This is a genomic window from Emticicia sp. W12TSBA100-4 (assembly GCF_040253585.1).
In the GTDB taxonomy this organism is placed as follows: domain Bacteria; phylum Bacteroidota; class Bacteroidia; order Cytophagales; family Spirosomataceae; genus Emticicia.
Genome location: NZ_JBELAU010000009.1, coordinates 97084 through 119420, shown reverse-complemented (window position 1 = coordinate 119420; position 22337 = coordinate 97084). Strand labels below are relative to the sequence as shown.

At 38.1% G+C, this 22337-nt stretch carries 25 protein-coding genes; 13 read left to right on the top strand and 12 right to left on the bottom strand.

Annotated elements, in window-relative coordinates; all coding sequences use genetic code 11:
- Nucleotide 1: 1 nt before the first annotated feature.
- Nucleotides 2-124 (bottom strand): hypothetical protein, encoded by a 123-nt coding sequence (locus ABR854_RS14425; RefSeq protein WP_350266117.1) that lies wholly within the window; start codon nt 122-124, stop codon nt 2-4.
- Between the two features lie 36 nt (nt 125-160).
- Here ABR854_RS14425 and ABR854_RS14420 point away from each other — a divergent pair, with 36 nt between their 5' ends.
- A complete protein-coding gene (locus tag ABR854_RS14420; RefSeq protein ID WP_350266116.1) occupies nt 161-1441 on the top strand; it encodes a M16 family metallopeptidase in 1281 nt (426 codons plus the stop codon).
- Nucleotides 1442-1502: 61 nt separating this feature from the next.
- On the opposite strand, the gene ABR854_RS14415 is transcribed toward ABR854_RS14420, so the two are convergent.
- Nucleotides 1503-2504 (bottom strand): SMP-30/gluconolactonase/LRE family protein, encoded by a 1002-nt coding sequence (locus ABR854_RS14415; protein ID WP_350266115.1) that lies wholly within the window; start codon nt 2502-2504, stop codon nt 1503-1505.
- A gap of 186 nt (nt 2505-2690) precedes the next feature.
- Here ABR854_RS14415 and ABR854_RS14410 point away from each other — a divergent pair, with 186 nt between their 5' ends.
- The 5 genes from ABR854_RS14410 to ABR854_RS14390 all read left to right on the top strand — a co-directional run bounded on the left by ABR854_RS14410 (nt 2691) and on the right by ABR854_RS14390 (nt 5669).
- Entirely contained in the window at nt 2691-3368 is a 678-nt protein-coding gene (locus ABR854_RS14410) for an AlbA family DNA-binding domain-containing protein (RefSeq protein WP_350266114.1), read from the top strand.
- A gap of 53 nt (nt 3369-3421) precedes the next feature.
- Entirely contained in the window at nt 3422-3634 is a 213-nt protein-coding gene (locus tag ABR854_RS14405; protein WP_350266113.1) for a DUF8507 family protein, read from the top strand.
- 3 nt (nt 3635-3637) lie between these two features.
- The gene (locus ABR854_RS14400; RefSeq protein ID WP_350266112.1) at nt 3638-4051 is read left to right on the top strand and encodes a putative toxin-antitoxin system toxin component, PIN family; all 414 of its coding nucleotides are present in this window, start codon (nt 3638-3640) and stop codon (nt 4049-4051) included.
- A gap of 121 nt (nt 4052-4172) precedes the next feature.
- Complete coding sequence (locus ABR854_RS14395; protein ID WP_350266111.1) at nt 4173-5120, top strand: NAD(P)-dependent alcohol dehydrogenase; 948 nt, start codon at nt 4173-4175, stop codon at nt 5118-5120.
- A gap of 18 nt (nt 5121-5138) precedes the next feature.
- A complete protein-coding gene (locus ABR854_RS14390) occupies nt 5139-5669 on the top strand; it encodes a GrpB family protein (protein WP_350266110.1) in 531 nt (176 codons plus the stop codon).
- Here the strand turns inward: ABR854_RS14390 and ABR854_RS14385 are convergent.
- The 3 genes from ABR854_RS14385 to ABR854_RS14375 all read right to left on the bottom strand — a co-directional run bounded on the left by ABR854_RS14385 (nt 5664) and on the right by ABR854_RS14375 (nt 7596).
- The gene (locus tag ABR854_RS14385; RefSeq protein WP_350266109.1) at nt 5664-6458 is read right to left on the bottom strand and encodes an amidohydrolase; all 795 of its coding nucleotides are present in this window, start codon (nt 6456-6458) and stop codon (nt 5664-5666) included. The two genes, ABR854_RS14390 and ABR854_RS14385, sit on opposite strands and share 6 nt — an antisense overlap.
- Before the next feature lie 89 nt (nt 6459-6547).
- Nucleotides 6548-7123, bottom strand: a complete 576-nt coding sequence (gene def, locus ABR854_RS14380; protein ID WP_350266108.1) for a peptide deformylase — start codon at nt 7121-7123, stop codon at nt 6548-6550.
- 8 nt (nt 7124-7131) lie between these two features.
- Complete coding sequence (locus ABR854_RS14375) at nt 7132-7596, bottom strand: GNAT family N-acetyltransferase (RefSeq protein WP_350266107.1); 465 nt, start codon at nt 7594-7596, stop codon at nt 7132-7134.
- 20 nt (nt 7597-7616) lie between these two features.
- On the opposite strand from ABR854_RS14375, the gene lipB reads away from it, so the two are divergent.
- Together lipB and ABR854_RS14365 are read left to right on the top strand one after the other, a co-directional pair.
- On the top strand, nt 7617-8333 hold the full coding sequence (gene lipB / locus ABR854_RS14370; RefSeq protein ID WP_350266106.1) for a lipoyl(octanoyl) transferase LipB: 717 nt from the start codon (nt 7617-7619) through the stop codon (nt 8331-8333).
- A gap of 130 nt (nt 8334-8463) precedes the next feature.
- Nucleotides 8464-11655 carry a WD40/YVTN/BNR-like repeat-containing protein gene (locus ABR854_RS14365; RefSeq protein WP_350266105.1) on the top strand — a complete coding sequence of 1064 codons (3192 nt, stop codon included), beginning with the start codon at nt 8464-8466 and terminating at the stop codon, nt 11653-11655.
- 190 nt (nt 11656-11845) lie between these two features.
- On the opposite strand, the gene rpsG is transcribed toward ABR854_RS14365, so the two are convergent.
- A complete protein-coding gene (rpsG, locus tag ABR854_RS14360) occupies nt 11846-12313 on the bottom strand; it encodes a 30S ribosomal protein S7 (RefSeq protein ID WP_188767177.1) in 468 nt (155 codons plus the stop codon).
- Nucleotides 12314-12458: 145 nt separating this feature from the next.
- On the bottom strand, nt 12459-12869 hold the full coding sequence (rpsL, locus tag ABR854_RS14355; protein WP_015028867.1) for a 30S ribosomal protein S12: 411 nt from the start codon (nt 12867-12869) through the stop codon (nt 12459-12461).
- 411 nt (nt 12870-13280) lie between these two features.
- On the opposite strand from rpsL, the gene ABR854_RS14350 reads away from it, so the two are divergent.
- The 4 genes from ABR854_RS14350 (at nt 13281) to ABR854_RS14335 (ending at nt 17642) form a co-directional block, all read left to right on the top strand.
- Nucleotides 13281-13988: a hypothetical protein gene (locus ABR854_RS14350; RefSeq protein ID WP_350266104.1), complete on the top strand. Its 708-nt coding sequence runs from the start codon at nt 13281-13283 to the stop codon at nt 13986-13988.
- 193 nt (nt 13989-14181) lie between these two features.
- A protein-coding gene (prfB, locus tag ABR854_RS14345; RefSeq protein ID WP_350266103.1) for a peptide chain release factor 2 occupies nt 14182-15256 on the top strand; the annotation gives its coding sequence in 2 pieces (ribosomal slippage) (nt 14182-14241 and nt 14243-15256; 1074 coding nt in all).
- A gap of 273 nt (nt 15257-15529) precedes the next feature.
- The gene (locus ABR854_RS14340) at nt 15530-16123 is read left to right on the top strand and encodes a HupE/UreJ family protein (RefSeq protein WP_350266102.1); all 594 of its coding nucleotides are present in this window, start codon (nt 15530-15532) and stop codon (nt 16121-16123) included.
- A 139-nt stretch (nt 16124-16262) separates the two neighbouring features.
- Nucleotides 16263-17642, top strand: coding sequence for a protein-disulfide reductase DsbD family protein (locus ABR854_RS14335; protein ID WP_350266101.1), 1380 nt, complete (start codon nt 16263-16265; stop codon nt 17640-17642).
- 316 nt (nt 17643-17958) lie between these two features.
- Here the strand turns inward: ABR854_RS14335 and aat are convergent, their stop codons facing one another.
- Together aat and ABR854_RS14325 are read right to left on the bottom strand one after the other, a co-directional pair.
- Complete coding sequence (aat, locus tag ABR854_RS14330; RefSeq protein ID WP_350266100.1) at nt 17959-18576, bottom strand: leucyl/phenylalanyl-tRNA--protein transferase; 618 nt, start codon at nt 18574-18576, stop codon at nt 17959-17961.
- 126 nt (nt 18577-18702) lie between these two features.
- A complete protein-coding gene (locus ABR854_RS14325; RefSeq protein WP_350266099.1) occupies nt 18703-19698 on the bottom strand; it encodes a toxin-antitoxin system YwqK family antitoxin in 996 nt (331 codons plus the stop codon).
- Between the two features lie 115 nt (nt 19699-19813).
- On the opposite strand from ABR854_RS14325, the gene ABR854_RS14320 reads away from it, so the two are divergent.
- The gene (locus ABR854_RS14320; RefSeq protein ID WP_350266098.1) at nt 19814-20557 is read left to right on the top strand and encodes an SAM-dependent methyltransferase; all 744 of its coding nucleotides are present in this window, start codon (nt 19814-19816) and stop codon (nt 20555-20557) included.
- Here ABR854_RS14320 and folK read toward each other — a convergent pair.
- The 3 genes from folK to ABR854_RS14305 are packed head-to-tail and all read right to left on the bottom strand — an operon-like array spanning nt 20544 to nt 22187.
- Nucleotides 20544-21038 (bottom strand): 2-amino-4-hydroxy-6-hydroxymethyldihydropteridine diphosphokinase, encoded by a 495-nt coding sequence (gene folK / locus ABR854_RS14315; RefSeq protein ID WP_350266097.1) that lies wholly within the window; start codon nt 21036-21038, stop codon nt 20544-20546. The genes ABR854_RS14320 and folK overlap by 14 nt on opposite strands.
- On the bottom strand, nt 21035-21793 hold the full coding sequence (locus ABR854_RS14310; RefSeq protein WP_350266096.1) for a phosphoglycerol geranylgeranyltransferase: 759 nt from the start codon (nt 21791-21793) through the stop codon (nt 21035-21037). The genes folK and ABR854_RS14310 overlap by 4 nt, the downstream gene beginning before the upstream one ends.
- Entirely contained in the window at nt 21774-22187 is a 414-nt protein-coding gene (locus ABR854_RS14305) for a hypothetical protein (RefSeq protein ID WP_350266095.1), read from the bottom strand. The genes ABR854_RS14310 and ABR854_RS14305 overlap by 20 nt, the downstream gene beginning before the upstream one ends.
- Between the last annotated feature and the right edge of the window lie 150 nt (nt 22188-22337).

Below are 22337 nucleotides of genomic sequence, written 5' to 3'. Positions count from 1 at the left end.
ATTAAGTAAAGAGTAAATAAAAACGCACTTGTGTCGATAAACTTTTATCTTCATAAGTGCGTTTTTCTATGTAGAAGGTTAAAATTTTACTTTTTAGCCATACATTTACGGCATCGTTTTTCATAAACACCATATTCGATAAATTATAAATAGATTTTTGATGATTTTAGACCGAACCATCGCTCCACCATCAAGGAAAGTAGAACACGTAACTATTCCGACTGCTGAAAAGATAAATCTTGATAATAACATTCCACTTTATACAATCCGTGCAGGCGAGCAGCCAGTAATGCGTTTGGAATTGATTTTTGATGCAGGTAGTAAATTTGATGCCATTGGCGGAGAATCTCTCTTTGTTTCAAAAATGCTTACAGAAGGTACAAAAAATCATAAAGCCGCCGAAATTAGCGAGTTTTTCGACCAGTTTGGTGCTTTTACCGAAATCACACAATCGTTTGAGCGTTTGGCTATTACGGTTCATGGACTAACCAAGCATCTGACAAAACTTTTGCCGATGCTCAAAGAAATGATTTCGGAGTCGATTTTTCCTGAAGCTGAGTTTTCAATGCAAAGAAATATCGCTTCGCAAACCCTTAAAGTCAATCTCGAAAAAACTGCTTTTGTGGCCAGTCAAACTTTCAGAGAGCAGATTTTTGGTGCAAATCATCCTTATGGAAAATCGGTCAATCAAGCCATTATCGAGAATATTACTCCCGAAGCGGTTCGTGAGTTTTACGCAAAACAAATCAGCGGAAAACTATTCACGATTTTTTTATCGGGAAATTTCGGTGAAGAAGAAATAAAAGCCTTGAACGAAAGTTTTGGACAAATGCCAGCAGGTTCACCAGAAAAATTAGAAGAGAAATTTCCTGAAACTCCAAAAGTTGGCGAAAACCTACTTGTTAGTCGCTCTGAAAACTTACAATCTTCAATTCGAGTTGGTAGAAAATTATTCAATCGTTCGCATCCTGACTTCTTTAAATTTATTGTAACCAATACGATTTTTGGTGGCTATTTCGGCAGTCGATTAATGAAGAATATCCGTGAAGAAAAAGGTTTTACCTACGGTATTTCATCATCGTTGATTCCGCAAAAAGAAGGTGGTTATTTGATTATCGGAACTGATGTGAAAAAGGAGTTTACTCAACAAACCATTGACGAGATTCACAAAGAAATTATTCGCTTACAAACCGAACAAATTTCAGAAAATGAACTCGAAACTGCCAAAAATTACATGATTGGCTCGTTTGTAGGCTCATTGAATACGCCATTTGAGGTAGCTGACCGCCAAAAAGTAGTGATTTTAGAAAACTTACCGAGCGATTTTTACCAAAATTATATTCAGCAAGTAAATGCAGTTTCAGGCGAAGATGTCATGGAAATTGCTAATAAATACCTCAATGCCGAAGAACTTTGCGAAGTTGTAGTAGGAGGGAAGTAATAATAAATACTCTCAAAATTTTGAGCCACACTTTACATGCAATAAAGTGTGGCTCAACTATTTAAAAACCAACGCCAATTGTCTGCGTTTGTACTTTTAACAAATACATATCAGCCGTAATGTAAAGTACCGAACCATCGTTTCCGAATGCACAGTTGGCCGTGGCTTCGCCAGTATCAATTCTGCCCAATAATTTAGCTTCGGGCGATAAAATCAAGATTCCTCCCGGCCCTGTTGTAAAAATATTGCCTTTTTTATCAATTTTTAGTCCATCGGGCAAACCTTTTAGTCCTTGTTTTACCATTGATGTCATATCATAGAAAACTTTCCCTTTACCTACTTTTCCATCAATAAAAACTGGATAAGCCATCAAATACGCACGGTCAGGGTCAGACTGTGCCACGTAAAGTGTTTTTTCATCGGGCGAAAACGCCAAACCATTTGGGCGAGTTAAATCATCAATTATTAATGTCGTCTTCCCTGTTTTATCAACTCGATAAACACCAAAAAGTGGCGTTTCACGACTTGGGTCATCTTCTTTTTGGCGTAAACCATAAGGAGGGTCGGTAAAATAATAATCTCCGTTAGATTTCTGTACGACATCATTAGGGCTATTAAATCTTTTTCCCATATAATTATCGGTCAATGTACGTTTTCCACCAAAAGTTAGTGGCATTTCTGCTAATCGGCGGTCGCCGTGTTCGCACGAAACCAGATTTCCTACTCGATTGATAATCAAACCGTTGCTTCCTGGCTCGTCGCTGTATGGTGGAATTCCAGTATAACCCGAAGGTTTTAAAAACTCAGTAATTTCTTCGCCTTTTTTCCAGCGATAAATCGTATTGGCTGGCACATCCGAAAACAACAGATATTCGCCATCTTTTACCCAAGCTGGGCCTTCTGACCAAATGAAACCTTCACCCAAAACCTCAATTTTGGTGTTCGCATCTAAGATTTTATCTAAGGCTGCATCATAACGGTCGATTTTACCAATGGTTTTTGATTGGGCAGTAATAATATGAGTACTCATAGAAAATAGTGAGAAGAATAGAATTTTTTTCATGATTGATTAGGTTTGTACAAAACAAACGAAATTAAACGAAGTTATTCTAATATGTGTTAAATACTTGAAAATTTTGTTGCGGTTTTTTGATAATCAAGACAAAAAGCTATATTTTTAAAAAAGATTTTTACGTTCTTTCCACCACACAAAACTGCTGTAAAGAACCAAAACCCAATCATTCGAGAAATGATGGTGGACTACCAACCAACCCAACAATCAAAAGTTGATTTACGGGTATTAAAAGAACTGGTTCGCCACGGCGAAAACAAGTTCGTAGAATTTAAACTAAAAACCAATCACCCTGAGAAAATTGTCAGGGAAATGGTTGCTTTCGCCAATACTGATGGTGGAAAATTGATTGTGGGTATCGGCGACGACAAAAGCATAAAAGGCTTGAAATTTCCCGATGAAGATGAGTATATTCTGCAAAAAGCCATCGAAAAATACATTTACCCTGCCATTGATTATCGTCTCGAACGCCTAATTGTTGAGGGCGAGCGTGAGGTTTTAATTTATGATATTCAGAAAAGTCCGTTTAAGCCTCATTACGTAGATATTGATGGGATTGCCGAAAATCGTCGGGCGTACGTGCGTGTAGCCGACCGCTCAGTGCAAGCCAGCAAAGAAATGCGAGAAATCCTGAAAGGCGAACGTAAAGGCTTGAATATCAAGTTTAATTACGGAGAAAAAGAACAGATTTTAATGAAATATTTGGCCGAAAATCCAACCATCACGGTAGATACCTACGCCAGCATTGCCAATATTCCACGAAAAGTGGCTTCTCGGACTTTAATAGTTTTGGTGTTGGCCAATGTCATAAAAGTACAACCCCACGAAGTGCAGGATTTTTTTGTGGCGGCTTGATTATATTTGAAACTTCAGTTTTTTTACTATTTTTGTTTAAAATTGATATAAACATGGTACATTCCAGCTTGCATTTTACGAATCTTCAACAAGAATTACTTAGACTTTTTGCTCATGAAGTTGAAGAGAGAGACCTTATGCAAATAAAAGACCTAATTGGTAATTACTTTGCTAATCGACTCTCGTCAATGGCAGATGATGCTTGGCAACGTAATCAATGGACTAACCAAAACATGGATGATATTTTGAATGACCCTAATCAATAAATCATGAATGTTGTATTAGACACCAATGTTTTACTTGTTTCGTTGCCATCTCATTCAAAATACCATGTTATTTACAAAGCTTTATTAGATAAAGTATTTGACTTATATCTTAGTAATGAAATTCTAACAGAATATGAAGAGCAGTTAAGTCTTAGGCTTGGCTATAATCGAACCGATTTAAATCTCCGTGAATTACTAAATCTTTCAAATGTCCATTGTATAGAACCTTTCTATTATTGGAAACTTATCACGCAAGACCCCGATGATGATAAATTCTGTGATTGTGCTGTTGCTTGTGGTGCTGACTTCCTTGTAACTAATGATAAACATTATGGGGTTTTAGCCCAAATCCCTTTTCCTCCCATTACAACCATTAGAGCTGAGGAGTTTTTGGAAAAGCTCCAAATACTAAAATAAGCGATTATATATTACTAATTCTACTCAAAATTTCCCCAAACAAGGCCTTTTTATTGCCTTTTGTCAATATTTGGTGGTTTATTTTGCTGCTTAGCTTTTGTTTTGAATCAAAAACAAGAGTATGAAAGCTATTATAAATACTGAATACGGCTCGGCTGATGTGCTGAAACTACAAGAAATTGACAAACCTACGCCAAAGCCCAACGAAGTTTTGGTGAAAATTTATGCAACAACCGTCAATCGAACAGATACGGGTTTGCGTTCGGCCGAATATTTTATTTCAAGATTATTCACGGGGCTTTTCAAACCAAAATTTCATACACTCGGTAGCGAATTTGCGGGAATTATTGAGCAAATCGGCGAAAACGTAAAGTCATTCAAGGTTGGAGATGAAATATTTGGACTAAGCACTTCAACCTTTGGCACTCATGCCGAATACCTCGCCATACCCGAAAGTGCATCTATTGCTCTTAAACCCAAAAACTTCACTTTCTACGAAGCCGCTTGTATTGGTGAAGGCCCGTACTTAGCTCTGAATTATTTAGCAAAATTCAAGATTGATAAAAACACTCAAATACTCATCAACGGCACGTCTGGCTCAATTGGTAGTTCAGGTTTACAACTGGCAAAGTATTTTGGGGCGGAAGTAACAGCCGTAACCGATACTAAAAATCTCGCTTTGGCAAAGACTCTCGGAGCAGATTTTGTGGTAGATTATACGAAAGAAGATTTTACGGCCACCGATAAAAAATTTGATTTAGTTTTTGATGCCGTTGGCAAAAGTTCGTTTTTCAAGTGCAAAAAACTATTGAAAGAAAACGGTACTTACTTCTCGACCGAATTGGGGTATTTGTCTCAGAATGTCTATTTGCCACTTTTCACCAAGAAAATTATTTTCCCGATTCCGAAAGATACGAAAGAACAAGTAGAGTTTTTCAAAGATTTAGCCGAAAAAGGGCATCTGCGTGCCATAATTGATAGACAGTATAGTTTAGAGGATGTTGCCGAAGCACACCGATATGTTGAAAAAGGAATGAAAGTGGGAAGTGTTTCTATTAAAGTTGTTTGATTAGGATAAGAAAAAACGATGCTGATTCAAGAATATCAAGAAAAATGGGTAGAAGATTTCAAGGCTATCGAAAGTGTTATTACTGATGCTTTGATAGGTCTTAATATATCTATTGAACACGTTGGAAGTACCGCCGTTCCAAAGTTGGCAGCCAAACCAATCATTGATGTTGATATTGTTTACGGAAAAAATGTTCCTTTTGAAATCCTAAAAAAGAAATTGGAAAAAATAGGGTATTATCATAATGGAAATCAAGGAATTATAAATCGAGAGGTATTTAAAAGAAAAAACTGGTGGAGTAAACACCAAATACTCGACACAATAACACATCATTTATATGTTTGCCCAGTTGATAGCGAAGAATTACAAAGGCATATTGCATTCAGAAATTATCTGATTGCTAATGAAGCTGGCAGAGCTGAATATCAACAACTAAAATATGAGATTGCAGCCGCAGCAAACCAAGATAAAAAGCAATATGCAGCACTAAAAGAGGTGAAAGCGAGAGCTTTTATAAATGACATTCTTACAAAAGCTGGCCAATTATAGATTAATCACAAACTTATCAGCATCTAAATAAGCAGGAAAACGTTGACGGAATTCGTAGAGAGAAGAGCGGTCGAGTGTGTGGTGGTAAATAACTTCGTTATCAACTTCACGGAAAAGTACTTTTCCAGTAAAATCAATGACCGCCGAATTGCCCGAATGAGGAAAACCGTTGCCATCCTCACCCACACGATTTACACCTACCACATAACTTTGGTTTTCGATGGCACGAGCCACTAAAAGCGAATCCCACGGGTACATACGTATTTGAGGCCAGTTGGCTACGTAAATCAGTAAATCGTAGTCGAGATTAACGTTTCTGCTCCAAACAGGGAAACGCAAGTCATAACAAATTAACGGACAAATCTTCCAGCCTTTAATAGTCTTGATGAGTCGCTTAGTGCCTTCGGCGTACACATCATTTTCTTTCGCCATTCTGAACAGGTGACGTTTATCATAAGTATCAACTTCACCTTCGGGCGTCACCCAAAGCAGGCGATTATAATAATTTTCACCTTCTTTAATAATCACACTTCCCGTAATGACCGCTCCAGTTTGTGCAGCCATTTGCTTCATCCAACGAGTCGTTGTGAGATTCATGGGTTCTGCAAATTGCTCAGCTTTCATCGAAAAGCCAGTCGTAAACATTTCGGGTAGAATGATTAAATCAGTAGGCTCATTGATGTCAAAAATCTTTTCTTCAAGCATAGCCAAATTTGCCGTTGGGTTTTCCCAATGGAGATTTGTCTGAATCAACGAAATTCTTAGATTTTGGCTGCTATTTTCTGACATTTTGCTAATTTTACATCTATTGGCTGGATTTGTTCGGTGGCTGAGCGAATCGGACTGCCGAAGCAGCCGAAGCCACCGAACAAATCATTTTATTTAGGAAACTTCATGCGATACTCAATATCCACATCACCTTTGGTGATATTGGTGAGTTTTTTCTTCAACATTTGTTTTTTCAACGATGTTAGGTGGTCAGTGAACAAAATACCATCAATGTGGTCATATTCGTGCTGAATAATTCTTGCTGCCAAACCCTCGTAAGTTTCGGTATGTTCTACCCAATCGGTATCAAAATAACGAATCGTAACAAACTCTGGGCGATACACATCGGCTCTTACCCCAGGAATGCTCAAACATCCTTCTTCATACGCCCACTCATCGCCATCTTCTTCCAAGATTTCTGCATTGATAAACACTTTTTTGAAATCAATCAACGAAGGGTCAATGTCTTCTTCGGTTTCTGCACCTTCGTTGATAGGAGTGCCATCAACCACAAAAAAACGAATATCCATGCCAATCTGCGGAGCTGCCAAGCCAACTCCCGATGCAGCGTACATGGTTTCAAACATATCGGCTGCTAATTTCTTAACATCCATTTCTCCTTGCACAATATCACGGGCTTCTTTTCTCAGAACAGGGTCTCCGTAGGCAACAATTGGGTATATCATCTTCTTTACTATTTATCTATTTTTAACATTTTCCGGAGAATAAGTCTGTTATCTTCGCTATTCTCCTTTATCTCTATATTTTCAATTAAAAAGCCATTTTTCAAGGCAAAAATCAGCATCGCTCTGAAACGATTGCGAGTTTTGAGTATAATCGAACGAAAACCTTGCTCAGAAACCCATTTTCCTTGTTCGTTTGCCAATTGGGCAGCAATTCCATCTTTTCGGTTTTCGGGTAGAACTCCACCGAGCCAACTATAAAAACTACCATCTCGGTAGCGGTCATATCCGACCTTAAAGCCAACGACCTGATGGTCTTTTTCGGCAACTAAAATCAAGTATTGTGTGTTTGATAGTCGTTGGAGGTATGCTGCTTCGTCGTAATTACCACTCGAAAATTCGGGTATTTTTTCAGAAATTTCAATACATTCGGCAATTGTACCTTCACGAATAATTACATTTGCATTGGCGTTCATGCCACAAAGTTACGAAACTGATGAATAATAATCTTAATAAAACAGTACAGTTTATTGATTTAGGTCTAATTGATTATCAAGAAGGCTGGGATACGCAAGAAAAACTCTTCGCCGAAATCATTGATATTAAAGTTGCCAACCGAGGAATTACCCCCGAAGAACAAAAAATTACACCTAATTATTTGCTTTTTTGTCAACACCCGCACGTTTACACACTCGGAAAAAGCGGAAAAATAGATAATCTTTTGCTCAACGAAGAAGGTTTGCAGGAAAAAGAAGCAAAATTCTACAAAATCAACCGTGGGGGCGATATTACTTATCACGGGCCTGGGCAGTTGGTCGGTTATCCGATTCTGGACTTAGAAAATTTCTTTACGGATATTCATCGCTATATGCGTTTTTTGGAAGAAGGTGTAATCCTAACTTTAGCTGATTATGGAATCGAAGCGGGAAGAATAGATGGCCTAACAGGCGTTTGGCTTGATGCAATAGAGCAGAAAAATCCAAGAAAAATCTGTGCAATGGGTGTTAAATCGAGTCGTTGGGTAACGATGCACGGTTTGGCCTTGAATGTAAACACCGATTTGAATTATTTTCAAAATATAGTACCATGCGGCATCGACGACAAAGCAGTGACTTCAATGGCCACCGAACTCGGAAAACTAATTGATGTGCAAGAAGTTGGAGCAAAACTAAAAGGCCATTTAGGTCGCCTTTTTGAAATGGAATTTGCATAAAAACTCACCACTAAGGGACTAAGGAACACTAAGTTTCACCGAGAAAAACTCTATGTTTCTTAGTGTTCCTTAGTCCCTTAGTGGTTAAAAAATAGTATCTTTGAATAAACTTAAAAACCCTTCAACAAACATGAAAAAAAACTACTTTCTGAGTTTTTTCCTAATCACTTTGCTCTCTACGGCAGCTTTTGCCCAAAAACTCAACACCGATTTATTCAAGAAAATGAAAGCCCGCAGCATTGGCCCAGCCGTAATGTCTGGTCGAATCACTGCTGTTGATGCCGTTTGGGAAAATCCCAACATCATTTATGCTGCTTCTGCATCGGGTGGTGTTTGGAAAAGCGAAAACGGTGGCACAAAATGGCAACCTATTTTTGATGATATGCCATTACAAAATATCGGCTCGATAGCCATTCAACAATCAAATCCTTCGGTGGTTTGGGTAGGAACAGGCGAAGGAAATCCTCGAAACTCAATTAATTTAGGAGCAGGAATCTACAAATCGCTCGATGGCGGTAAAACGTGGAAATTGATGGGGCTTGAAAAAACTCGCAATATTCATCGTATTTTGATTGACCCTACAAATCCAAATGTGATTTATGCGGGTGTTATCGGAAATCCTTATGCCGAACAACAAGAAAGAGGCGTTTACAAAACAACCGATGGTGGTGAAACTTGGCAAAGAGTATTGTTCACGAACGATAAGTCGGGTGTAGCAGATATGATTATGGACGCCAAAAACCCAAATAAACTCTTTGTGGCAATGTGGCAACACAAACGCACGGCTTGGGATTTCAAATCGGGCGGTGAAGGTTCGGGCCTTTATGTAACGTATGATGCAGGAAAAAACTGGAAAAAACTCTCTAAAACTGATGGTTTACCAGAAGGTGATTATGGCCGAATTGGTTTAGCGAGTTGTCGCTCATACCCAAATCGAGTATATGCCTTGATTGAAGCGACCAAAAACGGACTTTATCGCTCCGATGATGGTGGTATGAAATGGGAGAAAGTAAATGAAGACCCAAAAGACGTGACAAATCGCCCGTTTTATTTCAATGATATTTTGTGCGACCCAAAGAACGAAAATCGACTTTATAGCCTTTATCAAGTAATTTCGGTGAGTGAAGATGGCGGAAAATCATTCAAAACTACTGCCACTTTCGACCAAGCTCATGCTGACCACCACGCTATCTGGATTCATCCCGAAGACAATAATTTTATTATTAACGGAAACGATGGCGGCGTTTCGATTTCGAGAGACAGAGGTAAAACATGGACATTTGCCGAAGCATTGCCTTTAGGACAATTTTATCACGTAAATGTCGATAACGAAATTCCTTATAATATTTATGGTGGCTTACAAGATAATGGTTCGTGGCAAGGCCCAGCCTATATTTGGAAAGAAGGCGGAATCAGAAATTATAGTTGGCTTTCGGTCAATGGTGGCGATGGATTCGATGTTATGCCTGACCCCGAAGATGCTCGTTATGGTTATGCTATGTCGCAAGGTGGATTTTTGGGCAGATATGATACCAAAACTGGGCAATCGACCATGATTCGTCCGCCACAAGTTGATATTAAAACTCGTTTGCGTTTCAATTGGAATGCTGCCATTGCTCAAGACCCGTTTGAAAAAGGGACGATTTACTACGGAAGTCAGTTTGTGCATAAAAGTCAAAATAAAGGTTTGACCTGGGACATCATTTCGCCCGATTTGACAACCAATAATCCAGAACACCAAAAGCAAGACCAAAGCGGTGGACTTTCTCTTGATATTACTTCGGCCGAAAACCATAATACGATTCTTACACTTGCTCCATCTCAAAAAGAAAGAGGCGTACTTTGGGCAGGAACTGATGATGGAAATGTGCAGTTAACGAAAGATTTTGGCAAAAATTGGTCGAATCTTACTTCTAAAATTAGAAATTTTCCGAAAGAAGGATGGATTTGTCAGATTCAAGCATCCAAATACAATGCTGGCGAAGCCTTCGTGACTGTTAATAATTATCGTCAAGGAGATTTTGCTCCGTATGTTTTCCGCACGAAAGATTTCGGTCAAAACTGGGAGCGTATCGTTGATGAAAACAAAGTGCGTGGTTATGCTCTTTGTTTCTTGCAAGACCCAACAACGCCCAATTTAATGTTCTGCGGTACAGAACACGGCCTTTGGGTAAGTGTTGACGAAGCAAAAACTTGGACACAGTGGAAAGCAGGCCTACCATCGGTTTCGACAATGGATTTGACAATTCAAGAGCGTGAAGCCGATTTAGTAGTTGGTACGTTTGGTCGTGCTTTATATGTTTTAGATGATATTCGCCCACTTCGTAAAGTCGCTCAAGCATCTACAAAGGTTTTAGATCAAAAACTCGTAGCTTTTGATTCTCCTGATGTTTATTTGGTTGAATTTACGCCACAAATTGGCTACAATACTATCGGTGATGGGATGTATGAAGGTGAAAATCGTGCTGCAGGTGCAAGAATTAGTTATTTTGTGAATATACCTAAAAAAGAAGAGAAAAAGCCCGAAGATAAAAAAGACGCTTCTGCTCCAAAAGCACCAAGTATTAAATATGATACAGTTTATGCTAAAATCTATGATGAAGTAGGCAAACAGATTCGTACGTTATTCAGTGTGCCTGATACTTCGGGAGTGCAACGCATCACGTGGAATTTAACCGAAAAAGGTATTCGCTACCCAAATACTCCAAAACCTAAAAAAGGAGCTGCCGAACCAAGCGGAATCAATGTTTTACCAAGCAAATATAAAGTAGTGTTAAGTTTTGGCGACCAAAAGGATTCGACTTATGTAAACGTAAAACCTGACCCAAGATATAATTTCGACCGCAGTGCAGAAGTGGCTAAGAGAGATATTTACGAACGCCTAAAAGTGAACGTTTCTAAACTCACTGAAGCAACCGACCGTCTCACCGAATCCAATGATATTACAGAAAGGCTATTGAATCAGGTAAAAGATATCGAAGGCAAGGAAATTGAAGATTTCAGAAAGCAAATAAAAGCAGTACAAGATACTATCAAGGCAAAAAGAGAACTTATTGTGGCAAGGCCGCTTGAAAAACAAGGTTACGGTCGCCCATACAGAGTAACTCCACTTACAAAAGCCCAAGAGTTAATGATGTATTTGGGTAATCACCAGTCTTCGCCATCAAAAACTGAATCAATCATTTTAGAGCAATTTGATGGTCTTACGAGAGAATCTATCGCTAAAATCAACGCATTTTTTGCCAACAACTGGCTCGACTTCAGAAAGAAAGTAGAATCAATGAAGTTGAATATGTTTAAAGATTATGAAATGATTCGATAGTATCCATTATTCAAAATAAGTTTAATTTAACGACGGCAAGGTTTTGAACCTTGCCGTCGTTGTTTTTGCCGAAAAGGATTTGTGGCACACTTCAAAAGTATGCCACAAATTTTCTGCCCCCACAAACACAAAAAAGCCGCAAATACTTTCCAGCATTTGCGGCTTTTTATATATTGATTCTTTAAATAAATTAGAATCTGAAGTGCGAGAATGCTTTGTTAGCTTCTGCCATTCTGTGCGTATCATCTTTTTTCTTCACTGCCGCACCTTCACCTTTAGCCGCAGCGATGATTTCGCCAGCTAAACGCTCAGTCATGGTTTTTTCACCACGTTTACGTGAATATCCAATTAACCATTTCATACCTACTGATTGCTTACGGTCAGCACGTACTTCCATCGGAACTTGGAATGTTGCACCACCTACACGGCGGCTTTTTACCTCTACTGTTGGCATTACGTTAGATAACGCTTTTTTCCACAACTCAAGGCCATTTTCTTTTGTACGAGCTTCAACTAATTCTAAAGCACCGTAGAAAATTGTGTATGCAGTACTTTTCTTACCGTCATACATCAAGTTATTTACAAATTTTGTTACAGTTACGTCTCTGAACTTTGGGTCAGGAAGCACGTAACGCTTTTTTGGTTTTGACTTTCTCATTTGTTTAAATAAGGTTTCGTTCTTGAAAACTAATTCACCTCCGATTGCTCCGAGATTACTACCCTGTTGTTAAGCTGTATTATTGAAAAACTGAACGTTAATCTTCTAACCGAAAACTTTCAACTGGAAATTACTTTTCAGGAAATTATTTTTTCTTTCCTTTTACTGGAGCTGCTACTTGACCTGGTTTAGGACGTTTAGCACCATATTTAGAACGGCTCTGCTTACGGTTGTTTACACCGGCAGTATCCAATGCACCACGGACGATGTGGTAACGTACCCCTGGAAGGTCTTTTACACGACCACCACGAATCAATACGATTGAGTGCTCTTGCAAGTTGTGTCCTTCACCTGGGATGTAGGCATTTACTTCTTTTTGGTTTGTTAAGCGAACACGAGCAACTTTACGAAGTGCTGAGTTTGGCTTCTTTGGAGTCGTAGTGTAAACACGAGTACAAACGCCACGACGTTGTGGACATGAATCCAACGCCGGAGACTTAGATTTCCAAGTCATTTGTTCTCTGCCGTTTCTTACTAACTGTTGTATAGTAGGCATTTTGTTAAAAAATTGTTTTCGTTAGATACTAATTTCCAATTAGGGCTGCAAAGGTACAGGTTTTATTCTAAAAAGAAAAACTTTTATTAGAGATATTCTTGATTTATTGCTTTTTTGTTTGTAAAAGCTGAAAATTGAAACTATTGTAAAGAGTTTTGGAGGCTAAAACAACTTTATGACTAAGTTAAATCAAATAAAATCTCACATTTTCTTCGAGAAAAAACGTAAATCAAAGCTTCCATCAAGAAGCTGATAGTCAGTTTTTTAGGTTCAATAATTTGTTTCTTCTGAGTTTCTACATCAATTTTTTATTATTTCTTCTTCCAACCAATTCAGCAAATTTAGTATCTCTTTTAACGACCGGTCAGAAAATTAATCAACATAAAATCAAATTTTAAAAAACAGTAAAGTATGAAAAAGTGGATGTCATATAGTTGTATTGCTTTGGCAATGGTGTTTGCGTGGGCGTGTGATAAAAACGAAGTTAATAGCAACATGAGCGTGGTTTCGAGTTTCGAGAATGGTTTTGATGGCTGGAGTGTAGATTTGGCCGAATATAATACTTCGATGGATAGCAGCATGATAGAATTTAAGTATGCTGTCGCAAAAATCCCTTCGGATTCAACCAAAAAGGGCCTACGAGTGCAAAGCCATAATCGTAGTGATGATATGTTTATGTATGCAAAGAAAAAAATCAACGGTTTAGACAGCAAAAAAACGTATGAAGTTTTCTTTGATATTGAACTCGGTACATACTTTCATGCCAATAGCGTCGGAATTGGTGGTTCTCCAGGAAGTTCGGTTTTTGTAAAAGCGGGTGCTTCATCAAAAGAACCAACTAAGTATTTAGAAGGTGATTTTTATAAATTCAATCTTGATAAAGGAAACCAGTTAGAAGGGGGAAAAGAGCTTGTAACAATCGGTGATGCCTCAAATGGTCTTTCGGAACCAGGTTTTAAGGTTGTAAATCGTAATAACACAACTAAACTGGTAACAGTAAAACCAAATGAAAAAGGTGAGATTTGGCTATGTGTAGGTACAGATTCTGGTTTTGAAGGCTTGACGGTCTTATATTATGATAAAATAAGTGTTTCGGTTAGAGAAAAGGCTTCTTTGTAAATCAAATAAATAATATTAATCCTTTCGTCTGGCTTTATTAGACGAAAGGGTTTTAACTATTAGTACATTCTCCATTCAAACATTCGCTTTTCTTTCGCTAATCTGCTGTTTTCTAAGCAATTATCTGTAATTTTGCACCTCAATTGAGAAACACTCGTTTTTCATTACCTTAAATCATTCATTCACAAATAATATGACTACCGAACAATTGAAGGAGTTAAAGGCCAGATTAGCGGCCTTGAGGGGGTATCTTTGACTACGATAGCAAGAAAGAACAACTCGAAGATTTAGAAAACCAAACCGCTCAACCCGAATTCTGGACTGATGCCACCAAAGCTGAAAACGTAATGAAACAAGTACGTATGCTTAAAGGTTGGACTGTTGGCTACGAAAATGCCGATGCTGCCATCGGCGACCTCGAAACACTTTATGAATTTTATGAAGGAGGCGAAGTAACCGAAGAAGAAGTTGACGAGGAAGGTAAAAAGGTAGAAACGATACTCGAAGAGCTGGAGTTAAAACGAATGCTCTCGAACGAAGAAGACCAAATGAGTGCCATTCTGGAGATAAATGCAGGAGCAGGCGGAACAGAAAGCCAAGACTGGACGAGTATGCTCATGCGTATGTATATGATGTGGGCTAATAAGAAGGGATATAAAGTATCTGAACTTGATTTTCAAGATGGCGATACGGCGGGTGTAAAATCGGTTTCATTGCAAATTGATGGGCCAATGGCTTATGGTTTCTTGAAATCTGAAAACGGTGTGCATCGCTTGGTGCGTGTTTCGCCTTTTGATTCTAATGCCCGACGACATACATCATTTTCATCGGTTTTTGTTACACCATTGGTTGACGAAACAATTACTATTGAAATAAATCCTGCTGATATCGAAATCCAAACCTCTCGCTCAGGCGGTGCTGGTGGACAAAATGTCAATAAAGTAGAAACCAAAGTACAGCTTACGCACAAGCCTACGGGAATCGTAATCGTTTGTCAGGTTGACCGTAGTCAGCTTGGTAACCGTGAGCGAGCCATGCAGATGCTTCGCTCGAAACTTTATCAGTTAGAAGTTGATAAACGTAATGCTGCAAGAGCAGAAACTGAAGCTGGAAAAATGAAAATAGAGTGGGGTTCGCAGATACGAAGCTACGTTTTAGACGACCGCCGAGTAAAAGACCATCGAACAAATATTCAGACATCAAACACCGAAGCGGTATTGAATGGCGATATTGATGATTTTATAAAAGGTTATTTAATGGCCAATTGATTATACAAAATGTAAAAAGGTCTGTAAATGTCTATCAAGAAGGCATTTATAGACCTTTTATTGTACAAATATAGATGTATTGCTTTTCTTTCTTTGATGCTACGATATTGTTTGACATCCAGCAAAACCGATTTTTTTTCTGATACTCATGGTTTACTGATTTTTCGTTGTAAATTTAGTCAATCAATACAGATCTTATAATTTTGTTGGATAAATCCTATTAAAAACAACTGCTTTTTGAGTTGATTCAAATAATGACCTAATCCTATAATCATGAGCGAGTTTTTTATTTATTTACAGCTTGGTTATCAACATATTACCGATATAAACGGTTACGACCACATTTTGTTTGTGGTGGCTCTTTGTGCAATTTATAGAATCACTGACTGGAAAAAAATACTCTACCTCGTTACTGCATTTACGATTGGGCATTCAATCACACTGGCATTAGCCGCTCTCGAACTTATCGAATACAGTACTGATTTGATAGAATTCCTGATTCCTGTCACAATTATTTTTACTTGTATCTCTAACTTTTTCCACCGAAGCACCGAAAGCGTTCTTGATCCCGAAGAGTTTTCGAGGGTACGTTATTTTTTTGCCATGATGTTTGGTCTTATTCACGGGATGGGTTTTTCTAATTACCTGAAAAGTCTTCTCGGAAAAAACGAAAGTATTGTTGTGCAATTATTGGCTTTCAATATTGGTCTCGAATTTGGTCAGTTGCTCATCGTGGCGGTAGCCATTACACTATCATTTTTGGTTTTAGATGGTTTCAAGATGAAAAAACACTCTTGGAATCTTTTTTTATCTGCTTTTGTGGCTGGGGTAGCCTTCAAACTCATGACCGAAAAATGGTATTTTTAAAGGAGAAGTAAATTTGATAATCTTTTAAGGGGTTTATTATCAGTTACTTACATTCTTAATTCTACATTCTTAATTGTTCATCAGCACTTTTGCACAGATTTTGTGTTATAAATAAGATAAACACTATTTTTTATTGTTCATGCAAGAAAGCACATCACTTCTCGGTTTTCTCTTAACGGCATTTTTGGCGGGTTTTGCGTCAATTTTTATGCCTTGTATCTACCCAATCATGCCCATGACGGTGAGTTTCTTCACGAAACAGTCGCAAGGAACTCGTAAGGCCACTTTTTATGGTTTATCCATCATGTTTGTGTTCGGAATCATCGGTTTGGTAGCAACAGTTTTTGGAGCTCCATTTCTCAACTTCATTAGTACACACTGGATTCCAAATCTTATATTTTTTGTCATTTTTATCATTTTTGGCATTTCTCTTTTGGGTGCTTTTGAAATCGTTTTGCCACACGAAGTTGTTAATAATATTGATAGAATGTCGGAAAAAGGCGGACTTGTCGGTATTTTCTTCATGGCTCTTACACTCGTAGTGGTATCGTTTTCGTGTACTGCTCCTTTTGTGGGTTCGTTACTGATTATGGCGGCAAAAGGCGAAGTTTGGCGACCACTTTGGGGGATGTTAGCTTTCGGGCTGCCATTTGGCATTGTGTTTACTTCATTGGCGATGTTTCCGCAGTGGCTCAAAAGTTTGCCAAAATCGGGTGGTTGGATGAACGAAATGAAAGCCGTTTTCGGAATTTTGGAGTTTGCTTTAGCACTTAAATTTTTAAGTAATATCGACCTTACTTATCACTTTAATTATATTTCTCGAAACACTTTCTTAGTTATCTGGATAATTATTTTTGCTGCCATCGGGCTTTATATTCTCGGAATCCTTCGCTTGCCAAAAGATAGTAAAGTGAAGAAATACAACATTCCAAGAGTGGTTTTCGGGATTTTATTCCTTGCATTTGCGGCGTATATGGTTCCCGGAGTTTCGCACGGAAAAGAACTAAGTTTATTGTCGGGGCTTTTGCCTCCAAAAACAATCGCTACAACAGTTGCTGATGGTTCAAAACTCAGAGATTTACCGCACGAATTGAAAGGATTCTATGATTATGATGATGCCCTTGCGTACTCGAAAGAAGTCGGCAAACCCCTTTTCATAGATTTTACAGGCTATGCCTGTGCAAACTGCCGTAAAATGGAAGAAAACGTTTGGCCAAAACCCGAAGTCTTAGAAAAACTCAAAAACGATTTCGTGATAGCTTCCTTATATGTTGATGACAAAAAGGAACTTCCAAAAGAAAAACAATATACTTCGAAATACGACGATGAATTGAAGGTAACGATTGGGGATAAAAACATGGATTTGGAAATTGTAAAATACAACAACAATGCTCAACCGTACTACGTTATTGAAGATTCTAACGGAAAACTGATTGTAAAGCAGCCAATTGGCTATACTTCAAAAGAAGAATTTTTGAAGTTCTTGTATGAAGGAATCAGCAATTATAAAAGGCCTTGATTTCTGCGTAAAAAGAGAAAAGCCTCAGTGTTCTTTGTGAACGCTGAGGCTTTTCTTCATATTTTATTAGACCTCTTTTCAATGAAATTGTTGAAAAGTAATAATAGAATGAACTACTTAGTCCGTAGGACTTTCATATTGGCGGCCGACGCTCGGTAGCATAAAATCGAAAAAGTATTATCAGAATGCCGTAGGTATTCAACTAATAGGCGGTTTAGTTGAATACTTACGGCATGGCATTCTGATAATTGACCCAAGACCCAATGATTGTTTCTACCGATATGCAAGTCCTACGGACTATGGATTTGGATAATTGTTATCTATTAAACAAATGCTCAAATTCAAATTCGGTAAAGCGGGCCTTTTTTGCGGTGGCTTGTCTAAGCAAATTAAGATACTGAAACTTCGGAATTTCAATTGCTCCAAAACGCTTTACATTGTCATTAATAAATTGAGTATCAAGCAATTCAAAGCCTTGTTGGCGAAGTGTTTGAATCAAATAATGAAAAGCCACTTTTGAGGCATTGGGTTGGGTATAAAACATTGATTCACCAAAAAAAGCCGCTCCGATAGAAACCCCATAAAGCCCTCCGACGAGTTCATTGTTTAAATAAGCCTCTACACTGTGGGCCAGCCCCATGCCATTTAGTCCAGTATAAGCATCAATAATTTCTTCTGAAATCCAAGTATCGTCTGAGTCGCTTCGAGCAACGGCACAGCCACGCATGACCCCCTCAAAATTATGATTAAAGCGAATCTCGAAATAGTTTTTGTTGAGTACAGGACGAAGCGATTTTGGTGGTTTGTAGGTATCAATCGGAATAATAGCACGAGGGTCGGGCGAATACCAATAAAGTGTCCCGTCCGAATCTGCCATCGGGAAAATACCATTTATATAGCCATAAATTAAGTCGTCAGGCGTAAGTTTTGTCATTAAATAGTTGTAGCTATATGCTAACAAAATTAAAGAAAAAAATAAAAAAAACTAATTTTGGCACAACTGTTTTCTGAAATTAAAGAAATTTCTGTTGACAGTTGACCGTCGTCGGTTGACTAAAATTTAGTTTTTCTTAATTTTGGGAGATTCAAATGTGATTTTACCCTTCTCATCATATTCATAAACTATGTACGATTCAAAGCCGTTATCGTAGCAGTCTTTACCGTATTGGGTTTCTTTCTTGCGGCGGTTTCCTGTTGGGTAATATTCAACCCAACGTCCTACTTTTACGCTATCGTCCATCATGCCTTGCTCGGCCAATGTTCCGCTTTCGTTGAATGTCAGATATTCGCCAGTTACCTTTCCGTAGAGTTTTGGCTTTACTTCTTTTATTTTAGTATGGTTTTCATCATAAAAACTTATTTCCGAATCTTGGTAAAAACCTCGTTCGTAATATTCTTTATTCAGCAAATTGTAATTTTTATCATATAATTCCCAACGGCCATCTTTTGCTCCGAGATAATACCATCCCTCTTCGACCACTAAATCACCCAAGTATTTTTTATACGGCCCGTGCATTAAATCATTCGTAGCTCTGTCTCGCCCGATACCTTCAACGATTCTATTTGCTTTGCGGTCGTACCAAAACAAGTGTCGGTTATACGGATTCGGTTGCGTAAATTCTTTGAGCGTATAAAATTCTAAGAAAGTCAGGTTATTTCCTGTTCCTTGTCTGATTAGTTGTTTTTCAACTTTAATTCCTTCGTAATCACGGCCATTAAATTCTTTTTTCAAGCCTTTAATTTCCTTTTTTACATCTTTTATGGTCTTCTTGAGCTTTAAACCTAAGTCGGGTAAAGTTTCGGTGGCAAACTTTTTGGCATCATCTACGCTCGAAATATTGTTTCCTCCTGGCAAAGAAGCCGAAGCTTTTGGTGTGGTTACACCCACTGGAAGTTTATCCAGTTTTTGTTGAATGGTTTCTTTTTTATAGCCTTTTTCGCCTTTACGTTTTGCTTTTGGTACGGCATCACTTGTTTGGGCATCAGCCATTGAAAACGATAGCAGAACAAAAGACGAAACGGAAGCAAGTTGGTATATTTTGTGGTAAAGTTTCATTTTCGATAATAATGATGGTAATTTTGCACTTTATTTACAACGGAAAATTTGAAAAAAAATTGAATTTGGGTTTCGTTTCTCTCAAACCCGAATATCATAAATTGATATAAAGATAATGAAAGAGTGGTTTGTAGAATGGTTTGATACTTCTTTTTATCATCAACTTTATAAGAGCCGAAGCTACGAAGAAGCTCAAATGCTCATTGATAATCTCGAAAAAAAGCTTGGTTTTGCACCAAATAATACCTTTCTCGACCTTGCCTGCGGAAAGGGCCGCCACGCTATTTACCTAAACTCAAAAGGCTATGATGTAACTGGCATTGATTTATCTCGAAATAATATCGAAGCGGCTAATCAATCAGCCAGTGAGAATTTGCACTTTTTTGTGCATGATATGCGAGAAACTTTCCGCCCAGACTCTTTCGATTTTGTCCTAAATTTATTTACAAGTTTTGGATATTTTGAAGAAAACTACGACAATTTTCGAGCCATAAAAGCGGTTGCCGAAAATTTAAAATCGGGCGGAACACTTGTGCTTGATTATATGAATAGTGCCAAAGCCGTAAAGAACCTAACAAAATACTACGAAAAGGAAGTTGACGGCATAAAATTCGTTATCACAAAGAAAATCGAATATGGTTTTATTGTAAAAAATATTGACTTCGATTACGAAAACGAACATTATCATTTTGAAGAAAGAGTCAAGATTTTGACTTGCGAAGATTTTAGGTATTATTTCCGAAAGGCAGAATTGACTTGCAAAGAAATTTACGGAAGTTATGACCTAAACCCTTTTGATGTAGCAGAATCTGACCGAATGATTTTTGTTGTTCAGAAAGTACCAGCTAATTTGAACTAAAGATTGTTATGTCGCCCGAATCTTGACATTTTTCGAGTAATTCAAGATTTTTCTGATTCAATTTTGGGTGAATAAAGGCTGGAGCGATTTCGCAGAGCGGCACTAAAACAAATTTTCGTTCTTGAATAAAAGGGTGCGGAACTACGAGGTTTTCGGTAGAAATTATCTCGTTGTCGTAATACAAAATATCAATATCAATGCTGCGTTCGCCCCACTTGATTTCACGAACTCGCCCCATATCTTTCTCAATTTTTAGCACTAAATGAAGCACAACACTCGGCGAAAAACTTGTTTCGACTTCAAGAACTTGGTTCAAAAAAGCATTTTGTTCGGTAATTCCCCATGCAGCGGTTTCATAAATGCTCGATTTTGAGCGAATTTTACCAACTTTTTCTTCAATTAACCTTTGTGCCGTCGAGAGATTTTCTTCTCGATTCCCTAAATTAGAACCTAAGCCAAGAAAAATTTGATGGGGTTTCAAGCAATTGATAAATTAAAGGTTTGAACGGCTTCGGCAATTTCGGAAAGTAAAGCGGGGTTTTTCTCGAAAGCATTGCCAATCACAATAATATCTGCCCCTGCTTCGAGAGCTGCGGTAGCTTTTTCGGGCGAATTTATTCCTCCTCCAACAATCAGCGGTAAACTTATGTTTTTGCTTACTTTCTCAATCATTTTTGGCGAAACAGGATACATCGCTCCGCTTCCGCCATCCAAATAAATCAATTTCTGACCAAGCATTTCGCCTGCCATTGCTGTACAAACTGCAATATCGGCTTTGTCGTGCGGAATCGGAGTGGTATTACTGATATAAGAAACTGTAGTTTGTCGTCCGCTATCAATAAGCATATAGCCTGTTGATAGAATTTCCAATCCACTTTGTTTGAGTAAGGGTGCTGCAATAACGTGCTGGCCAATCAAATAATCAGGGTTTCGGCCAGAAATTAACGAAAGTAGCAGAATAGCATCAGCCGTTGGCTCAATGTGTAGGCTATTGCCTGGAAAAATAATGACAGGAATATTAGTTTTCTGGCGAATGACGGCAATCATTTCGCCCATGATATTTTTCGTAATCAAGCTACCGCCAACCAAGAAATAATCTACTCGGTTTTCGGCACAAGCATATAAAAAAGTTTCAAAAGAATTTAACTCAACTTTATCGGGGTCGAGCAAAACAGCCAAAGATTTTTTTTGTAATTGCTTGTTAGTTAATATTTTATCAAGAATTTGTCTCGACATTTTCGGTGGCGTCGGTGGTAAGGTTTTCTATAATTTCCAAAAGTTTATTTTTTGCAATAGTCAGCAAAACCGACGTTGCAACACCTTTTAGAGCAGCCCATACGAAAGAATCTTCGTCGTTGTCGTCGTCTTCTTGTACGATTGGCTTAGGGTCAAGCGAAATTTTTTGTTTAGCCGAAGGCAAAAGTAATTCTGTCAGAGCGTAGGCAGTTAAAACCACTCCTCCGATAACCAAAGCATTTTTGCCCACTTTCTTCAAATCTCCGATTTGTGTTTCGATGGCCTCCAGATATTTATTGGCCGACTCCTGCAAAAATTCTTTACGCTCTTCACGGCTAACTCCCTTTGGCGGAACCACAGGAACATTAATGATGCTTTCGTTCGATTTTTTCACTTCACTGCTAATTTTTGTTCAAAAGTATTGAAAAATGCCCAAAAAAGAAAAGCCAAACGTTGATTTATGACTTTGTGCCAGCAAAAGCAATAGTATTTACTGATAAAGTGTTAGTTTTGGTTGAGATTTGTATTGTGGTGTTCGTAGGAA